General features: G+C 62.7%; 24 protein-coding genes, 1 tRNA gene and 1 pseudogene. 13 read left to right on the plus strand and 13 right to left on the minus strand.

Going from position 1 to position 26655, the window contains the following annotated elements; all coding sequences use genetic code 11:
• Together EDC35_RS00080 and EDC35_RS00085 are read right to left on the minus strand one after the other, a co-directional pair.
• Entirely contained in the window at positions 1–435 is a 435-nt protein-coding gene (locus EDC35_RS00080; RefSeq protein WP_132974818.1) for a hypothetical protein, read from the minus strand.
• A gap of 5 nt (positions 436–440) precedes the next feature.
• Positions 441–1394, minus strand: coding sequence for a LysR substrate-binding domain-containing protein (locus EDC35_RS00085; protein ID WP_132974819.1), 954 nt, complete (start codon positions 1392–1394; stop codon positions 441–443).
• A gap of 253 nt (positions 1395–1647) precedes the next feature.
• Between EDC35_RS00085 and EDC35_RS00090 the strand changes: the two genes are divergently transcribed.
• The 7 genes and pseudogenes from EDC35_RS00090 (at position 1648) to EDC35_RS00115 (ending at position 11690) form a co-directional block, all read left to right on the plus strand.
• Complete coding sequence (locus EDC35_RS00090) at positions 1648–3402, plus strand: diguanylate cyclase (protein WP_132974820.1); 1755 nt, start codon at positions 1648–1650, stop codon at positions 3400–3402.
• A gap of 76 nt (positions 3403–3478) precedes the next feature.
• The gene (gene clpB, locus EDC35_RS00095) at positions 3479–6076 is read left to right on the plus strand and encodes an ATP-dependent chaperone ClpB (RefSeq protein WP_132974821.1); all 2598 of its coding nucleotides are present in this window, start codon (positions 3479–3481) and stop codon (positions 6074–6076) included.
• 105 nt (positions 6077–6181) lie between these two features.
• Positions 6182–6790, plus strand: coding sequence for a hypothetical protein (locus EDC35_RS00100; RefSeq protein WP_132974822.1), 609 nt, complete (start codon positions 6182–6184; stop codon positions 6788–6790).
• A gap of 23 nt (positions 6791–6813) precedes the next feature.
• A complete protein-coding gene (locus EDC35_RS18420) occupies positions 6814–7836 on the plus strand; it encodes a hypothetical protein (RefSeq protein WP_165903315.1) in 1023 nt (340 codons plus the stop codon).
• 86 nt (positions 7837–7922) lie between these two features.
• A pseudogene (locus EDC35_RS00105) lies at positions 7923–8369 on the plus strand (ISAs1 family transposase); the annotation flags it as partial.
• 100 nt (positions 8370–8469) lie between these two features.
• Complete coding sequence (gene amt / locus EDC35_RS00110; RefSeq protein ID WP_132974824.1) at positions 8470–11550, plus strand: ammonium transporter; 3081 nt, start codon at positions 8470–8472, stop codon at positions 11548–11550.
• A 64-nt stretch (positions 11551–11614) separates the two neighbouring features.
• Positions 11615–11690: transfer RNA gene (locus EDC35_RS00115), tRNA-Lys, on the plus strand.
• A 708-nt stretch (positions 11691–12398) separates the two neighbouring features.
• Here EDC35_RS00115 and tgt read toward each other — a convergent pair.
• On the minus strand, positions 12399–13565 hold the full coding sequence (gene tgt / locus EDC35_RS00120) for a tRNA guanosine(34) transglycosylase Tgt (RefSeq protein WP_132974825.1): 1167 nt from the start codon (positions 13563–13565) through the stop codon (positions 12399–12401).
• Positions 13555–14322: an HAD family hydrolase gene (locus EDC35_RS00125; RefSeq protein ID WP_243651343.1), complete on the minus strand. Its 768-nt coding sequence runs from the start codon at positions 14320–14322 to the stop codon at positions 13555–13557. Before EDC35_RS00125 ends, tgt begins: the two co-directional genes overlap by 11 nt.
• Positions 14323–14485: 163 nt before the next feature.
• Between EDC35_RS00125 and EDC35_RS00130 the strand changes: the two genes are divergently transcribed.
• The gene (locus EDC35_RS00130) at positions 14486–15385 is read left to right on the plus strand and encodes a PHP domain-containing protein (RefSeq protein WP_132974827.1); all 900 of its coding nucleotides are present in this window, start codon (positions 14486–14488) and stop codon (positions 15383–15385) included.
• On the opposite strand, the gene EDC35_RS00135 is transcribed toward EDC35_RS00130, so the two are convergent.
• Both EDC35_RS00135 and EDC35_RS00140 read right to left on the minus strand, forming a co-directional pair.
• Entirely contained in the window at positions 15359–15646 is a 288-nt protein-coding gene (locus EDC35_RS00135) for a hypothetical protein (protein WP_132974828.1), read from the minus strand. The genes EDC35_RS00130 and EDC35_RS00135 overlap by 27 nt on opposite strands.
• Positions 15643–15912, minus strand: a complete 270-nt coding sequence (locus EDC35_RS00140) for an ankyrin repeat domain-containing protein (protein WP_243651344.1) — start codon at positions 15910–15912, stop codon at positions 15643–15645. Before EDC35_RS00140 ends, EDC35_RS00135 begins: the two co-directional genes overlap by 4 nt.
• Before the next feature lie 49 nt (positions 15913–15961).
• On the opposite strand from EDC35_RS00140, the gene EDC35_RS00145 reads away from it, so the two are divergent.
• Positions 15962–16330 carry a hypothetical protein gene (locus EDC35_RS00145; RefSeq protein ID WP_132974830.1) on the plus strand — a complete coding sequence of 123 codons (369 nt, stop codon included), beginning with the start codon at positions 15962–15964 and terminating at the stop codon, positions 16328–16330.
• Here the strand turns inward: EDC35_RS00145 and EDC35_RS00150 are convergent.
• A complete protein-coding gene (locus EDC35_RS00150; protein ID WP_132974831.1) occupies positions 16317–16901 on the minus strand; it encodes a nucleoside deaminase in 585 nt (194 codons plus the stop codon). The two genes, EDC35_RS00145 and EDC35_RS00150, sit on opposite strands and share 14 nt — an antisense overlap.
• Before the next feature lie 159 nt (positions 16902–17060).
• Between EDC35_RS00150 and EDC35_RS00155 the strand changes: the two genes are divergently transcribed.
• Positions 17061–17657 carry a YceI family protein gene (locus tag EDC35_RS00155; protein WP_132974832.1) on the plus strand — a complete coding sequence of 199 codons (597 nt, stop codon included), beginning with the start codon at positions 17061–17063 and terminating at the stop codon, positions 17655–17657.
• 108 nt (positions 17658–17765) lie between these two features.
• Here the strand turns inward: EDC35_RS00155 and EDC35_RS00160 are convergent, their stop codons facing one another.
• Complete coding sequence (locus tag EDC35_RS00160) at positions 17766–17999, minus strand: type II toxin-antitoxin system Phd/YefM family antitoxin (protein ID WP_132974833.1); 234 nt, start codon at positions 17997–17999, stop codon at positions 17766–17768.
• Between the two features lie 29 nt (positions 18000–18028).
• Positions 18029–18550 (minus strand): ferritin, encoded by a 522-nt coding sequence (locus tag EDC35_RS00165; RefSeq protein ID WP_132974834.1) that lies wholly within the window; start codon positions 18548–18550, stop codon positions 18029–18031.
• A 69-nt stretch (positions 18551–18619) separates the two neighbouring features.
• Between EDC35_RS00165 and EDC35_RS00170 the strand changes: the two genes are divergently transcribed.
• A complete protein-coding gene (locus EDC35_RS00170) occupies positions 18620–19216 on the plus strand; it encodes an Lcl C-terminal domain-containing protein (protein WP_132974835.1) in 597 nt (198 codons plus the stop codon).
• A gap of 191 nt (positions 19217–19407) precedes the next feature.
• Here EDC35_RS00170 and EDC35_RS00175 read toward each other — a convergent pair whose 3' ends face one another.
• Both EDC35_RS00175 and EDC35_RS00180 read right to left on the minus strand, forming a co-directional pair.
• Complete coding sequence (locus tag EDC35_RS00175) at positions 19408–20025, minus strand: response regulator transcription factor (protein ID WP_132974836.1); 618 nt, start codon at positions 20023–20025, stop codon at positions 19408–19410.
• Positions 20026–20038: 13 nt separating this feature from the next.
• Positions 20039–22597 carry a PAS domain-containing sensor histidine kinase gene (locus EDC35_RS00180; RefSeq protein WP_132974837.1) on the minus strand — a complete coding sequence of 853 codons (2559 nt, stop codon included), beginning with the start codon at positions 22595–22597 and terminating at the stop codon, positions 20039–20041.
• A gap of 106 nt (positions 22598–22703) precedes the next feature.
• Here EDC35_RS00180 and EDC35_RS00185 point away from each other — a divergent pair, with 106 nt between their 5' ends.
• Entirely contained in the window at positions 22704–23156 is a 453-nt protein-coding gene (locus EDC35_RS00185) for an RDD family protein (RefSeq protein WP_132974838.1), read from the plus strand.
• Between the two features lie 190 nt (positions 23157–23346).
• On the opposite strand, the gene ispA is transcribed toward EDC35_RS00185, so the two are convergent.
• Together ispA and EDC35_RS00195 are read right to left on the minus strand one after the other, a co-directional pair.
• Positions 23347–24240 (minus strand): (2E,6E)-farnesyl diphosphate synthase, encoded by an 894-nt coding sequence (ispA, locus tag EDC35_RS00190; protein WP_132974839.1) that lies wholly within the window; start codon positions 24238–24240, stop codon positions 23347–23349.
• Positions 24237–24476: an exodeoxyribonuclease VII small subunit gene (locus tag EDC35_RS00195; RefSeq protein ID WP_132974840.1), complete on the minus strand. Its 240-nt coding sequence runs from the start codon at positions 24474–24476 to the stop codon at positions 24237–24239. The genes ispA and EDC35_RS00195 overlap by 4 nt, the downstream gene beginning before the upstream one ends.
• 279 nt (positions 24477–24755) lie before the next feature.
• Between EDC35_RS00195 and parE the strand changes: the two genes are divergently transcribed.
• A complete protein-coding gene (gene parE / locus EDC35_RS00200) occupies positions 24756–26642 on the plus strand; it encodes a DNA topoisomerase IV subunit B (RefSeq protein ID WP_132974841.1) in 1887 nt (628 codons plus the stop codon).
• The last annotated feature ends 13 nt before the right edge of the window (positions 26643–26655 follow it).

The raw sequence follows: 26655 nt of genomic DNA on the forward strand, positions 1-26655 counted from the left end.
TCACACTGCGGGAAACTGCCCCAACAGCAGCAGCAACAGAATGGCCAGGATGCCGACAGCGTTCCAGGCACGGTTGATCCAGCGTCGGCGCATGCGTCGGCGCTCGATTGCGGCGGACAGACGGGGGTTGGCGGCCAGCTCCGGATCCAGATACTGCACCTGATGTCCCAGATCGATGGCATCGACCGCTGCGACGGCGGTGAGCGGGTCGGTTCGGTACAGACCGGCTTCGACATCGATCAGGCAGCCATGCAGGGCTGTCTGGGCGTGCATGAGTGCGACATCAAGGCTGCCGAAGAAGGCGGCATAGCGGATGCGGGGCATGGCCGGATCCGTAGACTCCGACGCCGGGGCCGGCTGATGATCCACGCTGTAGATGCGCACCAGTCCGGCTTGATCGGCGCGGGTTTCGACGATGAGATAGCCGCTGCGCATCGAATTCAGGGGCGGGCGCTGTCCGGCACGGCCTGCCGCTCGCCGCCGATGCGTCGGACGCTCGTGGGCAGATGGTCGCGCACGACATCGGCGAACGCCTCCAGCGCGCGACAGCGCGGAAAGCTGCGGCGATAGACCAGTGAGATGCGCCGATAGGCGTTCGGCAGATCGAGTGGGCGGGTGACGATGCCGCTGTCGCTCATGCAGCCGCTGCGAATCGCCAGGGCCGGCACCAGGGTGCAGCCGAAGCCCGCACCGACCAGTTGCAGCAGGGTCTCCAGGCTCGCCGCCCGCAGATCGGCCATTTCGCCCTGCGTGGGTCGTTCCGCCAGTCGGCAGACATCCATCACCTGATGGGTGAGACAGTGACCGTCCGCCAGCAGCAGCAGATCCACGCCCTCCAGATCCTGCGCCGTGATCTCGTCACGCGCATTGAGCGGATGGTGCGTCGGGTGGGCGAACCAGAAGGGTTCGTCGAACAGCGGGATGGCCTGGAAATCGGTATTGTCGATGCGTGTGGCGAGCAGTGCGGCGTCGATCTCATGACGGGCGAGACGCGCCAGCAGCGAATCGGTGATCTCTTCGGACAGCACCAGTCTGAGCTTGGGGCAGGTGCGCTTCAGCGGCACCAGCACCAGCGGCATCAGATAGGGGCTCAGGGTCGGGATGGCGCCGATCCGCAGCGGGCCGGCGAGCGGATCCTGATGGGCGCGGGCGACCTGCTCGATGGCGTCTGCCTGTTCGAGCACCAGCCGTGCATGAGCGAGGATCGCCTCGCCGACGGGTGTGATCTCGACCGAGCGGTTGGTGCGCTCGAAGATCACCACATCCAGCTCATCCTCCAGCTTTTTGATCTGCCCGCTGAGTGTCGGCTGGCTGACGAAACAACGCTCCGCCGCGCGCCCGAAGTGGCGCATTTCGGCGACGGCGAGGATATATTTGAGGTCGCGTAGATTCACCCGCGCATGATAGCGGAAATTGCCGCGTTAAATCCTGTCTGCGCCCGATGCTGCATCAACCCGTTCCGGGCTGTTGCGCATGGCCAGTGAGGCTGGCAACGCCAGCCTTGCACTGATCCAGAGCTTGCGACTGATCGATATGCAATTCGTGTGTGCTGATCTTCGCGTCACGGCTGGAGGTATTCGTCGTGCTGTGTTTGAGCTAGATTGGCAGACTACGGATTCGCACCAGCACTGCATTTGAACTGTGAACATGCCAATCTCACCGTCTCATCCGCCATCGACCGATCCTGCGCCGCCCCCGCTGTGGCATGAGACATTGAGCGGTATTCGTGCGCGCCTGATCCTGCTTTTCGGCGGCGTTTCGCTCATCCTGGGGATCCTGTCCACGGTCGTCGTTGAGCATCTGGCCGCGCATAAGATGACGGTGGTCAGCGGCGAGCGGTTGCGCGAGATCTCGCGTTCGATCGCCGACACTCTCTCGCAAAACCTGGTGGAGCGGCTGCGCGAGATCGAACTCATGAGCCAGTCGCCGTTGCTCGTCGAGGGCGATTGGAACACCCCGGCGGTGCGGACGATCATCGAGGCTGTGAAGCAGAGCTATCGTCCCTATGCCTGGATGGGGGTCGCCGATGCCAGGGGGCGGGTGGTGGTGGCCACCGGCGGACTCTTGGAAGGCGTGGATGTCAGCCAGCGCCCATGGTTTGCGGGTGGATCTGCGGCATCCTTCCTGGGCGACGTCCACGAAGCTGTACTGCTGGACCGCCATCTTCGGCCTCAGTCCGAGGGTGAACCGCTGCGCTTCATCGACTTCGCCGCACCAATATACGATCCACAAGGTGTCTGGCGTGGCGTGGTGGCCACACATGCCCACTGGACCTGGATCGAGGCGGTCATCGCCGATGGTCTGCGTCCTGAGCATCGCGCTCAGGAGATCGAGGTCTTCCTGATCGGTCGGGATGGGGCGGTGCTCCATCCCTTCACGCGCGCCGAGGCGGTCCAGATGCCCAGACAGCTGCCTGTATCGACCGATACGATCCTGGAGTTGGACTGGGAATCAGGCCAAATCTACCTGACGGCTCAGGCGAGTATCCTGGCGCCGCGCGCCGACGCGCTGGAATGGCGGGTCGTGGTGCGTCAACCGGTCAGTGTGGCGCTGGCGGCGGTTGCCGAGTTGCGCCAGCACCTGCTTCTGATGGGGGTCGTGCTGTCCCTGTTGCTGGTTGTACTGGCTGATCGGGTGGCGGTCGGTTTCAGCCGCCCGCTGCAACAGGTCGAGCGGGTCGTCTGGCGCATCGATCATGGCGACGAGACCGCCAGCTTCCCGAGTCAATCCTTTCGCATCCGCGAACTGGATGCCTTGGTTGGTTCCATTCGCGGCATGACTGCCACGCTGATCGAGCGCAAGCGCGCCCTGGAAGACCTCAACCAGTCTCTGGAAGCCCAGGTTCAGGAGCGTACCACTCAGTTGTCTTCCGCTAATCAGCGTCTGGCGGCACTGGCAACGACCGATGGTTTGACGGGCGTCGCCAACCGCCGCCATTTCGACGAGACCTTGGCGCAGGAGTGGGAACGCGCTCAACGTGCTGGAACCGCCCTGGCGCTGATGTTACTGGATATCGACTATTTCAAGCGTTACAACGATCACTACGGCCATCAGGCTGGCGACGATTGTTTACGCCGGGTCGCCCAGGTGCTGCGGGACAGCGTGCATCGTGCCACTGATCTGGTGGCACGCTATGGCGGGGAAGAGTTTGTGGTGGTGCTGCCTGACACCCCGGTCGCCGGGGCGGGCGTGCTCGCCGAGGCCATGTGTCAGGCTGTGAGCGCGCTGGCGATTCCCCACGCCGCCTCACCTTTGGGTCGTGTGACCGTGAGTCTTGGCGTGGCGGGCAAGATTCCACTGCTGAACCATGATGCCGGCATGCTCATCAAGTGCGCGGATCAGGCGCTCTATCAGGCAAAGGCGGCCGGACGCCATCAGGTGGCGGTGGCTGGAAACGGTTGATTCGTCACGATCCTGCCCCATTTCCGCGCCAAATCCCCACGAACATTCGGGGCTCAACCGCTGAGAGTCAAATCGCATGAGAATGGACAAACTGACCGCGAAATTTCAGATGGCGCTGGGCGATGCGCAAAGTCTCGCCGTGGGCCGCGACCATCAATATATCGAACCCGTGCACCTGATGGTGGCACTGCTGGATCAGGAGGGCGGCACCGTCCGCCATCTGCTGACCCGCGCCGATGTCAACGTCAACCGGCTGCGCTCCGCGCTGGGCGAGATGCTGGACCGGCTGCCGACCGTGCCGGGGGCAAACGGTGAATTGCGTCTGGGCAATGACATCAACCGGCTGTTGAATCAGACCGACAAGCTGGCGCAGCAGCGCAACGATCAATATGTGTCGTCCGAGCTGTTCGTGCTTGCGGCACTGGATGACACCGGCGCGCTGGGCAATGCGCTGCGCGAGGCTGGCGCGAGCAAAGGGGCCATTGAAAAGGCGATTCAGGCCGTGCGGGGAGGGCAGAGCGTGAACGATCCCAATGCCGAGGAACAGCGTCAGGCGCTGGAGAAATACAGCATCGATCTGACCGAGCGCGCCGAGCAGGGCAAGCTCGATCCGGTCATCGGGCGCGACGACGAGATCCGCCGCACCATCCAGGTCTTGCAGCGGCGCACCAAGAACAACCCGGTGCTGATCGGCGAGCCCGGCGTGGGCAAGACCGCCATCATCGAGGGTCTGGCCCAGCGCATCGTCAATGGTGAGGTGCCGGAGGGTCTGAAGACCAAGCGGCTGCTGGCGCTCGACATGGCCGCGCTCATCGCCGGGGCCAAGTTCCGGGGCGAATTCGAGGAACGGCTCAAGGCGGTGCTGAACGACGTCGCCCGTCAGGAGGGCAACGTCATCCTCTTCATCGACGAGCTGCACACCATGGTCGGCGCTGGCAAGGCCGAGGGCTCGATGGATGCGGGCAACATGCTCAAGCCGGCCCTGGCGCGCGGTGAGCTGCATTGCGTCGGTGCGACCACGCTCGATGAATACCGCAAATATGTCGAGAAGGATGCGGCGCTGGAGCGGCGCTTTCAAAAGGTGCTGGTCGATGAGCCGAATGTCGAGGACACCATCGCCATCCTGCGCGGACTCAAGGAACGCTACGAGGTCCATCACGCGGTCGAGATCACCGATCCGGCCATCGTCGCGGCGGCGGTGCTCTCGCATCGCTATATCGCCGACCGCCAGTTGCCGGACAAGGCGATCGATCTGATCGACGAGGCCGCCTCGCAGATCCGTATGGAGATGGATTCCATGCCGGAAGAAATGGACCGGCTCAACCGGCGTCTGATCCAGCTCAAGATCGAACGCGAGGCGGTGAAAAAGGAGACCGATGAGGCGTCCAAAAAACGTCTGGCCGATCTTGAGGGTCAGATTGAGCGGCTGGAGCGCGAGTTTGCGGATCTCGACGGGATCTGGAAGGCGGAGAAGGCCGCCAGTCAGGGCGCGGCGCAGATCAAGAACACCCTGGACCAGGTGCGGCTGGAGATGGAGACGGCGCGCCGTGCGGGCGACTGGACACGGATGTCCGAGCTGCAATACGGGCGTGTCCCGGAACTGGAGAAGCAACTGGCTGCGGCGGCCAATGCCGAAAAAGGCGAAAACCGTCTGCTGCGTAGCAAGGTGACGGAGGAGGAGATCGCCGAGATCGTCTCCAAATGGACCGGCATCCCGGTGTCGCGGATGCTCGAAGGCGAGCGCGAGAAGCTGCTGCGGATGGAGCAGGACATCGAGCGGCGCGTGGTCGGTCAGGCCGAGGCCGTGCGCGCGGTGAGCGACGCCATCCGCCGCTCGCGCGCCGGGCTGTCGGATCCCTCGCGCCCCATCGGTTCATTCCTCTTTCTGGGGCCGACCGGCGTCGGCAAGACTGAACTCTGCAAGGCGCTGGCGGCCTTCCTCTTCGATACCGAAGAGGCGATGGTCCGCATCGACATGTCCGAGTTCATGGAGAAGCACTCGGTCGCGCGACTCATCGGCGCGCCGCCCGGTTATGTCGGCTACGAAGAAGGCGGCTATCTGACCGAGGCGATCCGTCGCCGGCCCTACAGTCTCATACTGCTCGATGAGGTCGAAAAGGCGCATCCCGATGTCTTCAACGTGCTGTTACAGGTACTCGACGACGGGCGGCTGACCGACGGGCAGGGACGCACGGTGGATTTTCGCAATACGGTCATCGTCATGACCTCGAATCTCGGCTCGGACATCATCCAGCAGCGCGCTGGCGAAGCCAATTACGCCGAGATGAAAGATGCCGTGATGGAGATCGTGCGTCATGTCTTCCGGCCCGAGTTCATCAACCGGCTCGATGAGATCGTGGTCTTCCATCCGCTGCAACCGGCGCAGATCCGGGCGATTGCGCGGATTCAGATCGATTATCTGCAACAGCGTCTGGCTGATCGCGACATGCGGCTGGAGGTTGATGACAGTGCGCTCGATCATCTCGGCACGGCCGGTTTCGATCCGGTTTATGGCGCGCGCCCGCTCAAGCGCGCCATCCGCGCCCAGTTGGAAAATCCGCTGGCGCAGGAGATCCTGTCCGGCAAGTTCGGCCCCGGCGATCTGATCGAGGTTACCATGGGGAACGGACAGCTTGCCTTCGAGCGCGTCCTTCAGGGCGAACTGGTCGATTGAGTTGAATTTGGACAGTATTAACAGGATTAAACAATTTAAATCAACGATTTAAAAATCCTGTTAATCCTGTCAAAAACTTTTAAGGTCTTTAAGGTGGAAGCTGTCATGATCATACTCAAACGCACACTCCTGGCTCTGGCCGTTGCCCTGTCCGTCACGACTGCCGTGTCGGCAGATGAGGTCACGGATCAACTGGAGACGGGGAAAAAGGCCTATGAAGCCGGCGAACTGCGCTCGGCGGTCGAGGCACTGAACTTTGCGGTCGCCAAGATCCAGGAACAGATGACATCACGTCTGCTGACCCTGCTGCCTGAACCGCTGGCCGGCTGGCAGGCGGATCCGGCTGCCTCGCAGTCTGGCGGCATGGCTGCCATGATCACCGGCACCGCACTGAGCCGGCGTTATTTCCGCGAGGATGGGGCCGAGGTCACGCTGAATCTGATGGCCGATTCGCCGCTCCTGCCCATGCTGACGATGGCGCTGTCGATGCCCTTCATGATGCAGGCAAACGATGGCATGAAGACCTATCAGCTCAAAGGTTATCGCGGCACCATCGAACACAAAGACGGAACCAGCGAATACGAGATCAACCTGCTGGTCGGCAGCCGTCTGCTGGTGCAGGGTAGCGGCAAGGGGATCACGGACCAGAAACTGCTGGAGCAGTATCTGGAGACGCTGGATCTGGACGCGATTCAAAAGTCGCTGACCAACTGAGCCCCGGCGATTGGCGTCGCACGATGAAGGCTGACCATCCGCAGGATGACCGACCAGCCGCCACGCCGTTTCTGGATCTGCCCGCCCGTTTGGGATGGCGGACGCGCTACGCCGAGATCATTTTCGCCGATCCGCCTTATGTGATCCTGCACGCGACGCCCATTTTTCCGCTCTGTCATCCCGAACTGGTCGCGCGCGGAATCGTCTGGGACAGCTTCAGTTTGCTCGATTCGCTGGCGCGACCGGGCGCGTACTGGATGCTGACCTGTACCTGCGGGATCGCGGATGATGCCGGCTTGACAACGCCGATCTTCGTCAGCCATCCCGACCGACAGCGGATTGTCTGGGAACTCGATCTCAGGGGACTGGCGCCGGCGCTGGAAGATCGGTTGACCGGCACCGATGGTTTTATCCGCCTGACCTTCGCGCGGGATGAATACGCATCCGATCTGCGCGCGCTGATCGGTGAACTGCGCGAGTGTGCGAGCAATCCCGTCACCATTGAGACGTTAGCCGAAACGGATGGCGTCGAATGGCTGCAACGGGAGTTTTCGCATCTGGCCCCGTTTCAAGTCGAGGAACTGGAGCCCGGTATCGGCGGGATGGCGCTGGAACGCCTGCTGGATCTCGATCCCGAGAGACTCCCGGCAAGAGCGCCGCGATGGCCGCCCGGCACGCTGATCGAATTCGGCTTGTTCGCGGATGGCGATGGACATGAATTGATGCGGGTCAATGGCGAGGTGCCGCGGCCTTCCTCCTGGACACCCCGCCATTTCACGCGCTGGGAAGCCTGGAGCGCCTTTCATCGCTGGATCGATCTGCTCCCGCGCGGCTTCTGGCTTGGTCATCATGGCTGCATCGTGCCGCCGGAGCGCGAATGGAATCGGTTTTTCCTGCTGCACGAAGCGGATCGGGCGCTGTGTCATGCCGCCGGTCGGCATCTGGCGGAGGTGGTTCAGCGCGGCTATGGCGAAGGCGAGACCGCACCGGGCGTCAGGGTCCGCTATGTCGAATGTCCGCTGGACGTTGCCAAGCGGATGAACTGAGCGGACCTGTTGCCGATCTCGGTTGCTTCAAAGGGCCGCGATCCGTCCTATGCGGTCATTTACCGCCTGACGTTGCGGAATTTGATGAGGTCGTCGAGAAGGATCACGGCCGCATCGAAACTCGACGCGGCTATACCTTCGACCAATTGGATTGCCTGCGTGCGCCCGAACGCTGGCCCAACCTGAAATCCTTCACGGTCATTGTTGCCGAGCGCACCATCAAGGACCAGACCACGACCGAGCAGCGCGGCGACATTTCCAGCCTGCCAGTGGATGCCGCCCGGATCAATGCGGCGGTGCGCCAGCATTGGCGCGTCGAGAACAGCTTGCACTGGTGCATGGACGTGGCGTTCAACGATGACCAAATGCGTCTCCGCACCGATTATGCCGCCCATAACCTTGCCGTCTTGCGACAGCTTGCCCTCAATGCCATCCGCCATGCGCCGGCCCCTTGTCAGGGCGGCCTCAAGACCCGGCGACTCGTCGCCGCCTCTTCCGACGACTACCGCGCGCTCATCCTCGGTCTCGTATAGGATTCGTGCGATTGCCCTGGCAGCTTGAGCCGGCCAGGAAAAATCGGCATCGATCTGGAGTACCATTGCGCCCATTTGATTGGTGGTGCCGACTTCCGTCATGTCCGACCCCTTGAATATCGCCTGGATTCTGCTCTGCGCCTGTCTGGTGTTTCTCATGCAGGCCGGTTTCCTCTGTCTGGAAACCGGCCTGGTCAGAGCCAAAAACAGCATCAATGTCGCGGTCAAGAACATCACCGACCTCTGTCTGGCCGTGCTGATCTTCTGGCTGTTCGGCTATGCCCTGATGTTTGGCGGCACCCAGGGTGGCTGGGTCGGCGGTGACGGTTTTCTCTTCGGTCAGGACCAGTCGGCCTGGAACCTGAGCTTCTTCGTCTTCCAGGCGATGTTCTGCAGCACCTCGGCCACCATCGTCTCCGGAGCGGTGGCGGAACGGATGCGCTTCCTGGCCTATGTTCTGACTACCGTCATGATGGTGGCCATCATCTATCCGGTCACGGGTCACTGGGCCTGGGGCGGTCTGCTCCAGGGCGAGCCGGCTGGCTGGCTGGCCCAACTGGGGTTCATCGATTTCGCCGGTTCCACCGTTGTTCATTCGATCGGTGGCTGGGTCTCACTGGCGGCCGTGCTGCGGCTCGGCCCGCGTCAGGGCCGTTTCGATGCCGCCAGCCGCTTTCGCCTGCAGGGCAGCAATCTACCGCTGTCGGCGCTCGGTGTTTTCCTGCTCTGGTTCGGCTGGTTTGGATTCAATGGCGGCAGCACCCTGGCAGTCAATGCGCAGGTACCGCTCATCCTCATCAATACCCTGCTCGCCGGTGCTTGCGGCGGCGTGTCCGCAATCATCTACGGGCATATCCGATACGGCCACTTGGTCGTGATCGACCTGTTCAACGGGATCATCGGCGGTCTGGTCGGCATCACCGCCTCCTGTCATCTCCAGGCACCGCTGCTGGCCGTGCTGATCGGCGCCGTGGCCGGACTCATCGTGCCGCTGGCGACCGACTGGCTGGAGCGTCTGCGTGTCGATGATGCCGTGGGCGCCATCCCGGCCCATCTGTTCGCCGGGATCTGGGGGACGCTGGCGGTCGCGCTCTTCGCCCCGGAAAGCGCCTTCACCCTGACCGGAGGTCGCGCGCAGCAGCTCTGGGTGCAGACGCTTGGCGTCCTGAGCATCGGCGCCTATGCCTTCCTGGTCAGCTTCGCGGCGCTCTGGCTCATCGATCGCATCTATCGGCTGCGGGTCGATCCCGAATCCGAACGGCTCGGGCTCAATATCGCCGAGCATGCCGCCAGCACCGAGATCCTCGACCTGCTGACCGAAATGGAACAGCAGCGCCGGCATGGCGATTTCTCGCAGCCGGTCACTGTCGAGCCCCATACCGAAGTCGGTCAGATCGCCCGTCAGTACAACCATGTTCTGCAACGGGTGAATGACGAAATTCACCAGCGTGAGGATGTCCTGCGTGCCCTGACCGCCAGCGAGAGCCGTAAGGGCGCCATTCTCGATGCGGCGCTCGACTGCATCATCTCCATTGATCGGGAAGGCGGCGTGCTGGAGTTCAATCCGGCTGCGGCACGCATCCTCAGTTGTCCCCAGCGTCGCGCCATCGGGCGCAATCTAGCGGACATCATGATTCCCGAGGAACACCGGGCCGCCTTCGCGCAGGCCATCGGAAGCGGCTTCACCCTGGAAGGGCGCTTCCTGCTCAATCAACGGATCCAGACCGTTCTGCAGCGGATCGACGGGGAAACCTTCCCGGCTGAGCTGAGCATCACCCAGGTGCTCGACGGTCGGCGGGCCGAATACACCCTGCACGTGCGCGATGTCACCCGCCAGCGCAAAATCCAGCGCCGGCTGCATCAACTGGCCCATTACGATTCGCTGACCGGACTGGCCAACCGCCATTATTTTCGTCAGACCCTGACGTATTATCTGGTGGCCGATACGCCCCGTCAGGTGGCGCTGCTCTTCCTGGATCTGGACCGCTTCAAGAACATCAACGACACACTGGGCCATGCCGCCGGGGATCAGTTGCTGCGCGAGGTGGCGGAGCGTCTGCGCCACTGCACCCGCAGCGATGACCTGCTGGCCCGCTGGGGTGGCGACGAATTCGTCATCGCCCTGCTCGGTCTGTCGAGCGTGCAGGCCGTGGAACAGAAAGCGCAGCACATCATCCGGGAACTGGCGCTGCCGCATCGTCTGGAGGGCCGGGCGGTGCGCGCCCCGGTCAGTATCGGCATCGCCCTCTATCCGGACGGCGGTGACAACGCCGATCTGCTGATCCGCCATGCCGATCTGGCGCTCTATCAGGCCAAAAGTACCGGGCGCAACAACAGCCGCTTTTTCACCCCGGAACTGGCGCTCCAGTTATCCGAACGACTCGATTGCGAGAACGATCTGCGCGAGGCGCTGGAACGGGGCGAATTCGAGCTTTTTTACCAGCCGCAGCTTTTCATCGAGTCCGCCGCCCTGATGGGGCTGGAGGCGCTGCTGCGCTGGCGGCACCCCTGCAAGGGACTGGTCGCCCCCAGCGTCTTCATTCCGATCCTGGAGGAGTGCGGGCTGATCGAACCGGTTGGCGAATGGGTGATTCGGGCGGCCTGCCGGCAACATCGCGTCTGGCAGGTCGCGGGGTTGCGGCCGCCGCGCGTGGCGGTCAACATCTCGGGCCGGCAGTTTCTGCGCGCCGGTTTCGCCGAGACCGTCGCCCGCATTCTCGCCGAGGAGGGTTTGGCGCCGGCCTTTCTCGAACTGGAGATCACCGAGACCGTGCTGGCGCGCGAGACCGAACAGTGCATCGAGACCCTGAAATCGCTCAAGGGTCTGGGGCTGGAGATCGCGCTGGACGATTTCGGCACGGGTTATTCATCGCTGAATTATCTCAAGCGTTTTCCGATCAACACGATCAAGCTTGATCGTTCCTTCGTCAGCGAATGCAACACCAAGAGCGAGGATGCCGCCATCTGTGCCGCCATCATCTCGCTCGGACGCACCCTGGGGCTCAAGACAATCGCCGAAGGTGTGGAGCAGGCGGGACAGTTGGATTTTCTGCGCAACGAAGGCTGTCTGGCCTATCAGGGCTTTCTCCACAGCCAGCCGATGTCGGCGCCAAAGATTGCCGAGCTGCTGCGCGGGCGCCAGCCGGTTGCCGCAGTTGAGGAATGTTCGTTCCCGCATTGAAATCTGAGAATGGCTGAATCCCGGTCTTGAAAATATGTAGCGATTCACTATAATTGCGAATTCGGCGCCCTTAGCTCAGTTGGTAGAGCATCTGACTTTTAATCAGGTGGTCGCGCGTTCGAGTCGCGCAGGGCGCACCATAAAAATAACGGCTTAGACGATCACCGCCTAAGCCGTTTTTCTTTGTGCCACAGTTTTCCTCCAGTTCAGGGCCAATGTCGCACCAGCGGAAGGCGGTGTCTGGGTAGACGTTGCCCCGCTAAAGATCGCTGGCAGATCGACTCAGGCGGCATGTCCCTCCCAGCCATGATTTTTTACCATCCGTGGAGCAATCTATCCGTATCCTCAACGACCTGACCATACTTGACCCTTTGCTTCGGGGGCGGATGGACCAATGCGCTCACGATCATGGTGCTTGGGTTTTTTGCCAGCGGTATGTTGATGATGTTGTCGCCTGGAGTCGTGCGGACGGGTCATCCATGCTGAGGGAGGACGCATTCAGGTATGCGAGTGACATCTGGCTCTATCTGCGCACGAATGATCCATCTCGCCGGGCAGGGACGCGGACACCATCAGGGGGTAGTGGGTAATCTCTCAACAAAAAAACCCGCCACTTGGGCGAGCCAATCGTTTGCGTCTCCTTGCTCCTGCTTTTTCTATAAAGCATCAGCCTTGCCTATCCCGTCCAGTCTTTCATGTCATCGGCTGTCATACCGTCCTCGCTCAACACGTCCAGATGGATCCGCAATAATCGCTCAATCTCCGGCCGCTCCAGGCTACGGATAAAGGACTCGAAGTCCTCGCCTGTCGCCGCATGATGTCGGTATGGAACCGGGCGTCATCCTCGTTCAGATACTTGGTGAATCCGTCCTGCCTGCCGATGCGTTGCTCCAGGGCGTTGAGGCGGCGTCTGCCTGACCCGTTTCGCGCAACGCCCTGAACTCGGCGACGAATGACGCGAGCCGACCGGCGGCGATGGCCTCGCGCAGACCGCGCATCAGGGTCTGGTAATAGCGCAGGTTATGGATGGTCGCGAGCCGCGCGCCGAGGATCTCCTTGCATTTGTCCAGATGATGCAGATAGGCCCGGCTGTAGTGGCGGCAGGTGTAGCAGTCGCAGAGCGGATCGAGCGGTCTCTCGTCGGTGCGGTTGGCGGCGTTGCGAATCCGCACCACGCCCTGATGGGTGAAGAGATGACCATTGCGCGCGTTGCGGGTGGGCATGACGCAGTCGAACATGTCGATGCCGCGCTGCACCGCCGCGACGATGTCTTCCGGGGTGCCGACGCCCATCAGATAGCGCGGTCGGTCGGTCGGCAGTTTGTCCGCGAGAAAATCCAGCACCCGCAGCCGGTCTTCCTCCGGCTCGCCGACCGAAAGCCCGCCGATGGCGTAGCCGTCGAAGCCGATGCGCATCAGTCCCTCCAGCGACTCGGCGCGCGGGCGCTCGTGCATCCCGCCCTGCACGATGCCAAAGAGCGCCGCCGGGTTGTCGCCATGCGCCGCGCGCGAGCGTGCTGCCCAGCGCAGCGAGAGTTCCATCGAGGTGCGTGCCTGTTCCTCGCTGGCGGGATAGGGCGTGCACTCGTCGAAGATCATGACGATGTCCGAACCCAGTTCGCGCTGCACCTGCATCGAGATTTCGGGACTCAGAAAGACCGGGCTGCCATCGACCGGCGACTGGAATTTCGCCCCCTCCTCGGTGATCTTGCGCAGCTCGCCCAGGCTGAAGACCTGGAAGCCGCCCGAGTCGGTGAGGATGGGTTTGTCCCAGTGCATGAAACCGTGCAGATCGCCGAGCCGGCGGACGATCTCGGTGCCGGGACGCAGCATCAGATGGAAGGTGTTGCCGAGCACGATTTCAGCGCCGATCTCCAGCAGTTCCTCGGGCGTCATCGCCTTGACCGTGCCATAGGTGCCCACGGGCATGAAGGCCGGTGTCTCGACCGTGCCACGCGCGAAGGTCAAACGGCCGCGCCGTGCCAGACCGTCCTGCCCAAGCCGTTCAAACTCCATCGTCGTCTCCGTTGTGCGCGCCAGTCATCCAGGCCGCGAATTGATGCAGATTCGTCACCGCTGCCAGCGGCGGTTTGAGTTCGGGCGGCCAGTCGCGCCCGGTACGATTGATCCAGACCGCGTGCAGACCGCAGGCCCGCGCGGCCTCAACATCCATCCAGGGATCGTCACCCAGATGCAGACAGTCGGCGGGCTGACAGCCGGTCAGTTCCAGCGCGCGGTTGAAAATGGCCGGGTCGGGCTTGGCCGCACCGACCTCTGCGGCAGTGAGGTGGTGCCGGAAGATGCCCCGCAGGGGCGTGGCCTCGACATCGGCATTGCCATTGGTGACCGAGATCAGGCAATAGCGCGCGGCGAGAGTCCGCAGCACCGGCTGCACATCGGCATAGGGCTCGACCCGGTTGCGGTGCGCCATGAACAGCGTCATGGCGTCGTCCGCGAGCCGGGCCGGATAACCGAACTCGGCCAGCAGCGCGCCAAGTGAGCGATGCCGGATCTGTCCAACATCGTGCGCAATCTCGGGCGATTGCCTCATGATCTGACCCCGATGCCGACGCTGACTCTGTACGTCATGCACCGCCGCGAGCCGGGGGGCATGGATCGACAGCCAGGTCTGCACGGCATCGTCTGCGGCCTGGATCACGGGCGCGCAGGGCCAGAGCGTATCGTCCAGATCCAGGGTGATGAGGCGAATGGCGGCGTGGTTCCGGCTTGATCTGGCGGGCTGCGGCAGGCGGTTGGAAGGGCTGACGGTCACGGCGATGCGGGTGTCTGGGAATACATTGAAGGGTATAGGGATCGGGGCAAGGGCGCATGAGAAACCAAATCCATAGCCCACGCAAGCCCGATTGCTGACGCCAGGATGCCCCTGTTCCCCGCTGGATCTCACGCCCTCTGCCGCATTCGGGTAAACTGACTCTATGCCTCTCATCCCTGATCTGCATACGCACTCGACCGCTTCGGATGGCACCCTGACGCCCAGGGCGCTGATCGAGCGGGCCGCCGCTGCCGGGGTCGGCGTGCTGGCGCTGACCGACCACGATACGACCGACGGTCTGGCTGAGGCGCAGTCAGCGGCGCATGAGCAGGGGATCGCGCTGATTCCAGGAGTCGAGATTTCAGTGACCTGGAATGCGCGCACCATCCATGTCGTGGGCCTGAAGCTGGACGCGGGCAACCCGCAGCTCAGTCAGGGGCTCGCTGCGGCGCTGGCGTTTCGCGCCTGGCGGGCAGAGGAAATGGGGCGTCGGCTGGCAAAGCATGGCATTGCGGACGCCTACGAAGGGGCTAGGGCACTCTCCAACGGCACCCTGATCGGTCGCACCCATTTCGCCCGTTTTCTGGTCAGGCAGCGGATCGCCGCCGATACCGGCGAGGTCTTCAAGCGGTTTCTGACCAGTGGCAAGCCCGGTCATGTGGCCGGTGAATGGGCGACGCTGGAGACGGCGGTGGGCTGGATTCGCGCTGCCGGCGGGCAGGCGGTGCTGGCGCATCCGGCGCGTTACGGCCTGACCCGCACGCGCATGCAGCGTCTGCTGGGCGAATTTCGCGAATGCGGCGGGGTCGGCATCGAGGTCGTCACCGGCAGTCACAGCCGGGATGACGCCTTCAACTTCGCCCGCCATGCGCGCGAGCAGCGTCTCCTGGCCTCGGCCGGGTCCGATTATCACGGACCCGAAAACCCCTGGCTCGATCTGGGGCGTCTGCCCGCACTGCCGGAAGGCTGCCGTCCGATCTGGCATGACTGGCCGGAGATGGCGGACGCGCATCCCTTGCTGCGGGTTGCGGCTGGCTCAATCCTCGCCAATCCAGCCCTGTAGGGCATCGATCAGACCCTGGGCCTGGGCGCGGCTGGAGATGTTGAACTTGGACTGCTGACGATACTCGCCGTTGCGCTTCTGATAACGGCGGATGCTGTATTTGTCCGGCCCGTATGCCTCTTTGGCCCGATCCCATTCCTGGTAGCGGAAAATGATCGTGGTCCAGCTTCCCTTGGACAGGATGACCTTGTCCAGTTCCTTCGTCGTCTCGATGCCGTCTTCGGTATAGGTGACGCTGAGGTCTTCGACCTTCTCGCTCATTCTGGTTTCTCTTGTGTCGTGATGGATGGGTTGATGGCCGTGTCGGCTCCGGTACGGGCACCGTTGCGTTCCAATAATCGCACGATGTCGCGTCCGTCGGGGCGCTGTCTCTGCGCACGTGCCAGATCAAGCGGCAGGCGGCCCTGGTCATCGGGCCGGTTGACATCCGCGCCATAGGCGAGCAGACGCGCCACGGTGGCCAGCCGACCCTGCGCGATGGCGAGATGCAGGGGCGTTTCGCCAGCGGTTGCGGCAAGGCAACGCATTGGATAGGGTGAAACCCTCTTTGCTTCGTCGCCTGAGGACTGAGACGCCATGATCTGGAAACTGCTCCTGACCGCCGCTGTGCTGCTCGGCGCCTACGGCGTCATCCGCGCGCGGATCCGTGCTGACCGGGTCGCCCGGGGTCTGGAGCCGCCGCGCCGGCCAGTGTTCCCGCCTGGCGCGATACGGCTGACGGCCCTGCTGGTGGTGGCGGTCATGGTCATTGGCAGCGCATTCTATTTATTCCAGGGCTGGCTGACCGATCACGAGGAAATCCAGGTTCAGGTCATCAACGCCAATACCGGTGCGATCACGCTCTATCAGTCCCGTCGCGGCAGCGTCGATGGCCGACGCTTCCGGACCCTGGACGGGCGCGAGATCCGGCTCGCCGATGTCGAGCGGATGATCATTCTGCCATAGCGCAGCCAGGGCCATAGATCTGGCCGCCCGTCGCGGCATAGTGGTTCAACACCTCAATCGCCTCATCCCGCAGCAGATCGCGGGTGACGTCGATGCCCCGCTGTGCATAGCCCGCCACCCAATCCGGCGGTTTATGACCCTCATCGAAGCCGATTGCCCGCACGTCCTCATCCCGCGCCGCACACACCAGACGCTCGATGCCCGACCAGGGCAGGGCACCCATGCACATGGCGCAGGGCTCGGCGCTGCTGAACAGGGTGCAGCCGCCGGGCACGGCCTGACGCAGATCCTGATGGCCGAGTCGCTGCTGTGCGCTGGCGATCGCCACCATCTCGGCGTGGGCGCTCGAACAGCCGGAGGACAGAACCAGATTGACCCCGACCGCCAGCAGCCGACCATCGCGGGCGGCGAAGACCGCCGCACTGAAGGGACCGCCGGTGCCGAGCCGGACATGCTCGCGCGCGAGATCCAGAACCAGCGCCATGCGTTGACGGTCATCGGAAAAATGAGTGGGGTATCGGGCCAGATAGCCATCGATCCAGTCAGGAAACACGATCTGAATGGGCTGCATCGGAACTCCGCTGATCAGCGCCGCCGGACGGCGGCTTGTTTCTGGAATTTTCGTGTCCAGCTTGTGAGAGTGGCGCGGGATGGTCAACCAGTGTTTGCTCTGACGTTCGAGTTTTTCCGCCTGCGCCGATCATTCCGTCAACCCGATGTGGAGAAACCCATGCGCAAATTGATTCTGCCTCTCATCCTGTCCGGCATGCTGGCTGCGACCCCCGCGCTGGCCGACTGGAGCCTCGATCCGGCGCGCTCGCATCTTGCCTTCGTCTCCATCAAGGCCAACGATGTCGCCGAAATCAATACCTTCGGCGACATCCAGGGGGTCATGGATGACGAGGGTCAGGTGAAGATCGCGCTCATGCTCGACAGTGTCGAGACCCTGATCCCGATCCGCAACGAACGGATGCGCGAGATGCTGTTCGAGACCACCAACTACAAGGAAGCCGTCCTCACGGCCAAGGTCGATCCCGCCGTAATTGCCAAGCTCGCGGTGGGCGACATCGCTCAGATCAACGCCGAAGGGACGCTCTCGCTCCACGGCCAGACACAGCCCATGACACTCTCGTTGCAGGCCGCCAGGGTCGCCGCCGGGACCGTCATGGTCGCCAGCATCAAACCGCTGATCGTCGATGCGGCCAAGTTCGGCCTGACCGAAGGGGTCGAGAAACTGCGCGAGATCGCCGGTCTGGCGAGCATCAGCAAGGCCGTGCCGGTGAACTTCGTCATCACCTTTGTCGAGACCCCGACTGCGGGTCAGTGATCCTGAATCAGAACCCGCCGGCGGGTGGACGATCGCGAAGATTCCGGGTCGATACGCTGTTCGAGCGCCGGTTTTTTCGCTCTCGTCCTCCCAGTGTGAGGCGCTGGGTTAGCCTTGCCCTGTCTGATCCTGCCGGATCGCGCGCGTCAGGGCCTCGGCATTGGCTGGCGTCGAGAGCAGATGCAGGGTTTCCATCAGGCTGTTGTAATGATCCAGGGACATCACCACCGCATCGCCCTCGGCGTCGCGACGGCTGATAATGGCCACATCCGCATCTCGTACCACGTCATCCAGCACGGTTTTCAGGGCATTGCGCGCATGGGAGTAGGTGACGACTTTCATGGCAAAAGGTCTGTTCCATGGACGTGATTTCAGGCCGCTGCGCTGCTGGCCTGTCCCATGGTCTGCGCGGTGGCGGCGAGTTCGTTGTCGAGCATCAACAGACCCTGGCCCGAGTCGCCAAAGAGCCGGAGACGTCCGAGGATGTCGTTGACCGTGGCTTCCTCCTCGATCTGCTCGGTGATGAACCAGTGCAGAAAAATACTGGTCGCATGATCCTTTTCACTGAGCGCATGATCGACGAGATCGTTGATGGCGGCGGTGACGCTGCGTTCGTGTTCCAGCGTGCGTTCAAACATGGCAAGCACGGTCTGGGCCTTGGGTGGCGGGGCGGTCACTCCGGCGAGCGTGACCTCAGCGCCTTGGTCCAGCAGATAGCGGACCATCTTCATGGCGTGCATCATCTCTTCATGATGCTTGGCGAGAAACCAGGCGCCTGTCCCGCGCAGGTTCATTCCCTCCGCTTCGGTGGACAGGGCGAGGTACAGATAGGCCGAGTAGAATTCGCGGTTGATCTGCGCATTGATCTGAGTGGCCATGATGTCGGAAATCATTGATCGATCCTCTGGTGATGCACGTCGTTGTCGTTTCTGAATACCTGATACATGGAGGATACCGAACCAATGGCAACCCTGTCTCGTGACCGCTCCAATACGATCGGTCTCTGCATCCTGCTGTTGCTCTCCATCCGCATGGCGCAGGCGGCGGACATTCCTGACGCCACCGATGCCTGCATCGCGGGAGTGGCGGAGACGACCCCTTCGACCGAGTTCGTCGCCATCGGTGATGGTGGCGTGGTTCGCCATGAGCGCACCACACTGGAATGGCAACGCTGCACCCTGGGCCAGACCTGGAATGGCAAAGAGAGTCTTTGCGACGGGCGCCCGACCCCTTATCCCTGGGACAAGACCAAAAAGCTCGTCGCTGGATTACAGGACGGCTGGCGTCTGCCCACAGGCGATGAATTGCTGTCCATTGTCGAAAAGTGCCATGTCGGACCTGCGATCAACCCTCAGGTCTTTCCGAATACGCCGGGGGTCTTCTTCTGGTCGTCCTCGACCGACATCGGTGGAGTTGGTCGGGCCTGGAGCCTCAGTTTTTTCAGCGGCACGCCTTACCGGCCCGGCAAGACCCAGAACGGACGGATTCGTCTGGTACGTGGCGTCATGCAGACGAACGACCCCAATCAGGCGCCCGCTCCAAACCCGCCAAACCCCTGATGTCGATCTCGTTAGGTGATTTTGTGAAAAATTCATACCTGCTGCTCGCCTCAAATAGACAGGATTAACAGGATTTTTCAGGATGGGCAGGATTTTCAAATCATTGTTTTTAATACTTTTAATCTTGAATCATCCTGTTAATCCTGTCCATTGACGGTGTTTCGGCGGGTACGAACTTTCCCTGACATCACCTAAAGCGGCGCGTCAGGCGCCGCCAACAGGGCCATCCGCACCAGTTCGGCCAGCGATTCGGCACGCATCTTCTCCATCACCCGCGCCCGATGGGCCTCCACCGTCTTGGCGCTCACGTTCAGGCTGGCGGCGATCTCTTTGTTGGATTTGCCGTCGGTGACCATTGCCATGACCTCGTGCTCGCGCGGGGTCAGTTCAGCCAGCCGCATGACGATCTCGGCCCGCGCGGCACGGCTGGCGCGGTGTTTCTGGTCGAATTCCAGGGCGTTGCGGATACTGCGCAGCAGGTCTTCGTCATGGAAGGGCTTTTCGATGAAATCCATCGCGCCCGCTTTCATCGCCTTGACCGCCATCGCCACATCGCCGTGACCGGTGATGAGAATGACCGGCAGGCGATAACCCTCGCGCGCCAGATAGGCCTGCAGTTCCAGCCCGCTCATGCCCGGCATGCGTACATCCAGCAGGAGACAGCCGGCGCGTCCGGGGTAATGGGCGGCGAGAAAGGCGTCGGCAGAGGCGTAGGTCTGAACCTGCATGCCGGTCGATTCGATCAGCCACTGGAGCGAGGTCCGCATGGCCTGGTCATCATCGACGACGAAAACGGTGGCATCAATCATGAGTGGTCAGTGGTCAGTGGTCAGTGAGTGGACAGCATGAGGCGTCTGGTGTTTCGTCTGGCTCGCCGACTTCTTCATTCGGGGCAGAGAGCGGCAGGGTCACATGGAAGCTGGAACCCTGCCCCAGGACGGATTCGGCCCAGATGCGACCCTCATGATTTTCAATGATCGTCTGGCTGATCGCCAGCCCCATCCCCATCCCGCCTTCTTTCGTGGTCACGAAGGCATCGAACAGACTCAGGATACGCTCGGACGCGATTCCCGGCCCGCTGTCTTCCACCACCACGCGCGCCTCGCCATTGTCCGTCGTGGTGCGGATGCAGAGATGCCGCTGATCCTCCGGTCGTTCCTCCAGCGCGTCCAGCGCATTGCCGGCGAGATTGAGCAGAACCTGCTCGATCTGCACCAGATCGACCCGCACCGGGATGTCTTCCGGCGCCAGAGCCAGCTCGATCTGCACCCCGACCCGATTGGTCTCGAATTCGAGGAAGGAACAGACCTCGCGCACCAGATGATTGAGATCCGTCTGGGCACGCAGCGGTGGCTGTTTGCCGACCAGTGCGCGCAGTCGCCGGATGATCTCGCCAGCACGCTGGGCCTGGGCGGCGATCTGACGCATGGCGCCGATCAATTCGTCCGTCTGACCCAGACCGCTTTGCAGACGCCGGCTGCAACCGTTGGCATAGTTGACGATGGCCGAGAGCGGCTGGTTGAGTTCGTGGGCCATGCCGGTCGCGACCTCGCCCATGGTGCTGAGCCGGCAGACATGCACCAGTTCGGCCTGATGCTGGCGCGACTCCTGCTCGGCGCGGCGCACGGCGGTGATGTCGCGGGCATAGATGTTGACATAGCCCAGATCACGGATCGGCGCGAACAGGAGCGAGTAGACCTGATCCGGCAGATCCAGTTCCTGTTCCAGCGGCTGGCCGGTCTCCAGCGCCCGTGCGACCTCGCTGCGCCAATCTTCCGGCAGACGGTCCCCCGCCTCGGCCTCCCAGGCGAGCAGGAGCGGGCGGCTGGCGTTGTTGGCGTAAACGATCAGTCCCTCAGCCGTCACGCGCAGGATCGGATTCGGGCTTTCGCTGGCAAACCGGGCCAGATTCTTGATTTCCTGCTCGGCCCGTTTGCGACTGCTGATGTTGTGGATATAGAGGGTATAGAAACGCTCGTCCTCCAGCTCGATCAGCACGATCGAGATCTCCACCGGGATCTCCGAACCATCCGGGCGCAGAGCCAGCAGCTCGCCCCGTCCCAGGGGCTCGCGATGCAGATGCTGCGAGCGGTCGAGCAGACGCTTGAAGGCGGCGCGGGTGACATCGGGCAGAAAATGTTCCGCGAAGACGGCGCCGAGCGCCTCCTGACGCTCCAGGCCAAACAGCCGTTCAGCCGCCGGATTGAACTCGATCACCCGACCGCCGTGATCCAGGGTCACGATGGCGTCCAGCGACGCCTCCATCATCGCCGCCTTGAGCGCCTCGCTCTCGCGCATCTCGGCCTGATGCTTGCGGCTCATTTCCTCGCGCGCGGTCAGCACCAGTTGAGTGAAATGCTGGATCCATTCCTCCAGCAGCAGCAGTTGGTTGCCGTCGCGATGAAATCCCGGCTCGGCGATCCCGAGCGCGCGCTGCGAGAACCGCGTCATGCGCTTGAGCACCTTGTTCAGCCGCGAGGACACCAGATAGATGACGGCAGTGAAGACGACGATAAACACGGCTGCCGCGATGAAGCGTTGACGGCGTTCGAAGATCCGCACATGACGCGACATTTTCTCCACGCTGGCATGGGGCACGAAGGTCGCAAACAGCAGATTGGAGTCGGACCCTTCGTATTCGGGCAGCGACTGCGAGGTGATGACATAGATCGCGTTCCAGTCGGCCAGCGATGAGCCAGGGGGCATGGTCCGCGAATCGATGCTGGCAAGGATGTGCTGATCGTCGCTATCAATGAGCGCCACGGCGGCGCGTCCGACATCGAGCCCGCGTTGCGAGGCGGCCAGAAAGGCGTCATTGACGGGCACCAGCACCACCAGATAGCCCATGTTATAACCGCCGGCATCCTCGACTGCATCGCTGGTGAGGAGCGACAGCCGTTCGCCGAACCGCTCGATCACCGAGCGGACCTCGCGACTGTCGAGAAACGACGCCGGCACCTGGGTTGCCAGCTCGGGCGGGACCGGATCCTCGCCCGCCTGAAAGATTTCGCGCACCCGACCCTGCGGATCGGTCAGCAGCACCTGACTCGGCGGCGTCAGCGCATCGCGATCAAAGAAATCCGGCAGCCAGTTGGGCCGGAAGTCTTTGTAAACGACCGGCGTCACCGCCTCGTCCTCCGACCAGAACAGCGGCTCCAGATATTCCGACAGACGCCGATGGTTGGCCAGCAGGCGGGTCGTCGCGGCATGGTTCGACAGATAGCGGTCGAACCGGATCAGACTCTCGCGTGCGCGCAGATCGAGCCGGACCTGCAATTCCTGGCCGAAAATCTTATCGACCTGCTGACTCTGCACCTGATCGAGAATGCCCCAGACCCCCAATCCTGCGACCAGGCCCACGATAATCGCGATCCAGGGCATGGGCACCCGTCGCAAAAGTCGGAACAGAAATGGTTTAATAGCGATCCGAACCCACATCGCGGCTTCCGTCCGAAGCTAACTCATCAACCGATCAAGAATGGATACCATGGAATTCGACATCACCCAGACCAAAACCCCATCCATCCCGCGACGCCTCGGCGCCATGCTCTACGACACGGTGCTGTTGCTGGGCATTCTGCTGGTTGCCAACGCACTTTATTTCATCCCCTATCAGATCCTGATCGGCCACCCGATCGAAGCCGGGCTGCCGCGCCTGTTGCAGCAGCTCTATCTGCTGGCGGTCATTGCCGCATTCTATGTTTACTTCTGGACCCACGGCGGTCAGACGCTCGGTATGCGCGCCTGGCGCTTGCGGGTCATCGACGAGGACGGCAAGGCGCTCGACACCGGCGCGGCGCTCACCCGTTTCGGCTGGTCCATTCCAAGCATTCTGGGCGCTGGAATGGGCCTCTGGTGGAGCCTGATCGACCGTGAAGGGCTTGCCTGGCATGACCGGAAATCCCGCAGCCGGCTGGTCATGCTGGAAAAATCGGCCTGATCGGCGTTCCAGCCTGGTGTCAGGCGATTTTCGGGAAACGCCATGCCCCTGGATCAGGGTTTTTGTTTAGACAGGATTAACAGGATTGACACGATTCTTAAATCGCTGTTTTTAATCTTGTTCATCCTGTCGAAAAAGACCTGATGGGCCGGGAGTCAGGCGATTTCCCGGACCCCCCAATCAGCACAGGTCAGTTTTTCCGCCCCAGCAGGGCGCTGGCGATTCCCCGCAAAGGGTCGGCACCAGCCGGGAAGATCTCGATGGCGGTCAGGGCCTCGCTGATGAGGCTGGCCGCCATCTCCTTGGCCTCGGCCAGACCGACCAGGGAGGGGTAGGTGGCCTTGTCGAGTTCCTGATCGCGTCCGGCGGTCTTGCCGATCTGGCTGGTCTCGCCTTCCACATCCAGCACGTCATCCTGAATCTGGAACGCCAGGCCGATGCATTTGGCGTAGCGATCGAGCCGTTCGGCCTGCTCGGCATCAAGGGCGCCATGGGCGAGAATGCCCATCTGCACCGAGGCGCGGATGAGTGCGCCGGTCTTGTGGATATGGATATGTTCGAGCATGGCGACATCAAGCGGCGTCCCTTCGGCCTCCAGATCCAGCGCCTGACCGCCGACCATGCCGCGCGAGCCGCTGGCGCGGGCCAGCGCCTCCACCATCGCAATCCGGTTCTCCGCCGACAGTCCGGGGGCCTCCGCCAGCGCCTGAAAGGCGAGCGTTTGCAGCGCGTCACCGGCAAGGATGGCAGTGGCCTCGTCGAAGGCGCGGTGACAGGTGGGTCGTCCACGCCGCAGGTCGTCATCGTCCATCGCCGGCAGATCGTCGTGAATCAGCGAATAGGCGTGAATGAACTCGACGGCGCAGGCCGGGTAGTCGAGCAGCGCGGCATCGACGCCCAGCGCCTCGCCGGTGGCATAGGTCAGCAGCGGGCGGATGCGCTTGCCGCCGCCTAGGACCGTGTAGCGCATGGACTCGTGCAGACGAAAGGGTTGCACGGTGGCGCGCGGCAGAAGTTCGTGAAGTGCGGTTTCGATGCGCGCCTGACAGCGCGTACGGAAGGCGTCGAGGGTGTGATCAGTCATTTGGTATCGAAAGGTTCGGGCTCGGCGTCGGGCCGGGCGTCGGTGAGAATACGCACCCGCTGCTCCGCCGTCTCCAGCGTCTGCTGGCAGATCCGGGTGAGGCCGATGCCGCGCTCAAAGGCCGCCAGCGCGTCTTCGAGGGGCATGTCGCCCTGTTCGAGGGCGGCGACGACCCCTTCCAGCTCGGCCAGACTTTGCTCGAAGGACGGCGGGGGCGGGTTGGCTGGTTTTTTCATCTTAAACCGCGTCCAGTGCGAGAGGCTGAGTTTCGGGTGAGTTCGACGTTTGGCGCATCCACCGATCCTGGTGGTGACGCGGTTTAAAATTTTTCAGATTTTTAATATCTTAAATCGCGCCAGCTCCGACAGTCGTGGATGCCGCCAGGGTTCGTTCGAGCTGAAGGCATGGCATACCGCACCGGGCGCGATTTATACGGTACCGTAGCGCGGTTGAGCGGTCAAACCGCGAGAAACCACAAGACCCGACCCTTTCCAGCTCAGGATACGACAGGATTCATGACCGGCCATTACGATGCTTCAGCAATCGAGGTTTTAAGCGGCCTCGACCCGGTGCGCAAGCGCCCCGGAATGTACACCGACACCACCCGTCCCAACCATCTGGCGCAGGAGGTCATCGACAACAGCGTCGATGAGGCGCTGGCCGGTCATGCCCGCCGGATCGAGGTGGTGCTCCATGCCGACGGTTCGCTGGAGGTCGCCGATGATGGTCGCGGGATGCCGGTGGACATGCACCCGCAGCAGGGCATGCCGGGCGTCGAGGTCATCCTCACCAAGCTGCATGCCGGCGGCAAGTTCAATGGCGACAATTACCGTTTCTCGGGCGGACTGCACGGCGTCGGCGTCTCGGTGGTCAATGCGCTCTCGCAGCGTCTGGAGGTCTGGGTCAAACGCGGCGGTCAGGAATATCACATGGCCTTCGCGGGCGGCCTCAAGACCAGCGATCTGGTCCCGGTCGGCGAGGTCGGGCGCGCCAATACCGGCACCCGGCTGCGTTTCTGGGCCGATCCCAGGTATTTCGATACGCCCAAATTCGCCACCCGTCCGCTCATTCATCTGCTGCGGGCCAAGGCCGTGCTCTGTCCGGGGCTGGAGGTACGTTTCCGCGACGAAACGAGCGGCGACGAGCAGGTCTGGTGCTACCGCGACGGGCTGAAGGATTATCTGACCCAGGAACTGAACGGGGCCGAGATCGTCCCGTCCGAGCCCTTTGTCGGCGATCTGGCCGGCTCGACCGAGGCCGCAAGCTGGGCGCTGGTCTGGTTGCCGGAAGGCGGGGAGCCGGTCGCCGAGAGCTATGTCAATCTGATCCCGACCGTGCAGGGCGGGACGCATGTCAACGGTCTGCGCACCGGGCTGACCGAGGCCGTGCGCGAATTCTGCGAGTTCCGCAATCTGCTGCCGCGCGGGGTCAAGCTGGCGCCGGAAGATGTATGGAACCGGGTCAGCTATATCCTCTCGGTGAAGCTGATCGAGCCGCAGTTTTCGGGTCAGACCAAGGAGCGTCTGTCCTCGCGCGAGTGCGCGGCCTTCGTGTCTGGCGTGGTCAAGGATTCCTTCAGTCTCTGGCTCAATCAGCATGTGGCCGAGGGCGAGCGCATCGCCGAGCTGGCCATCGGCGCGGCACAGACACGGCTGCGCGCCGGGCGCACCGTGACCCGCAAGAAGATCACCCAGGGGCCGGCCCTGCCCGGCAAGCTGGCCGACTGCACCGCGACCGATCCCGAGCGCGGCGAGCTGTTCCTGGTGGAAGGCGACTCAGCCGGTGGCTCGGCCAAGCAGGCGCGCGACCGCGAGTTCCAGGCCATCCTGCCGCTGCGGGGCAAGATCCTTAATACCTGGGAGGTCGATCCGGCTGAAGTGCTGGGCTCGCAGGAGGTCCACGACATCGCGGTCGCCATCGGCGTCGATCCCGGCAGCGACGATCTGAGCCGGCTGCGTTTCGGCAAGGTCTGCATCCTCGCCGATGCCGACTCCGACGGCGCCCATATCGCGACCCTGCTGTGCGCGCTCTTTCTCAAGCATTTCCGCCGCCTGGTGGCTGAAGGTCATGTCTTCGTCGCCATGCCGCCGCTGTATCGCATCGATGTCGGAAAGCAGGTCTATTACGCGCTCGACGACGACGAGAAACGCGGCATCATCGACCGTATCGAGGCGGAGAAGATCAAGGGCAAGGTCAATGTCCAGCGGTTCAAGGGACTGGGCGAGATGAACCCGTTGCAACTGCGCGAGACGACTATTCATCCCGATACCCGGCGGCTGGTTCAGCTCACCATTGAGACCGGCGACGACAGCGACAGTCTGCTGGATATGCTGCTGGCCAAGAAACGTGCCGCCGACCGCCGCGCCTGGTTACAGGAGAAGGGGGATCTGGCGGAGGTCTGACACTGTTAAATCG

It is taken from the genome of Thiobaca trueperi, from assembly GCF_004342175.1.
Classification (GTDB): Bacteria; Pseudomonadota; Gammaproteobacteria; order Chromatiales; family Chromatiaceae; genus Thiobaca; species Thiobaca trueperi.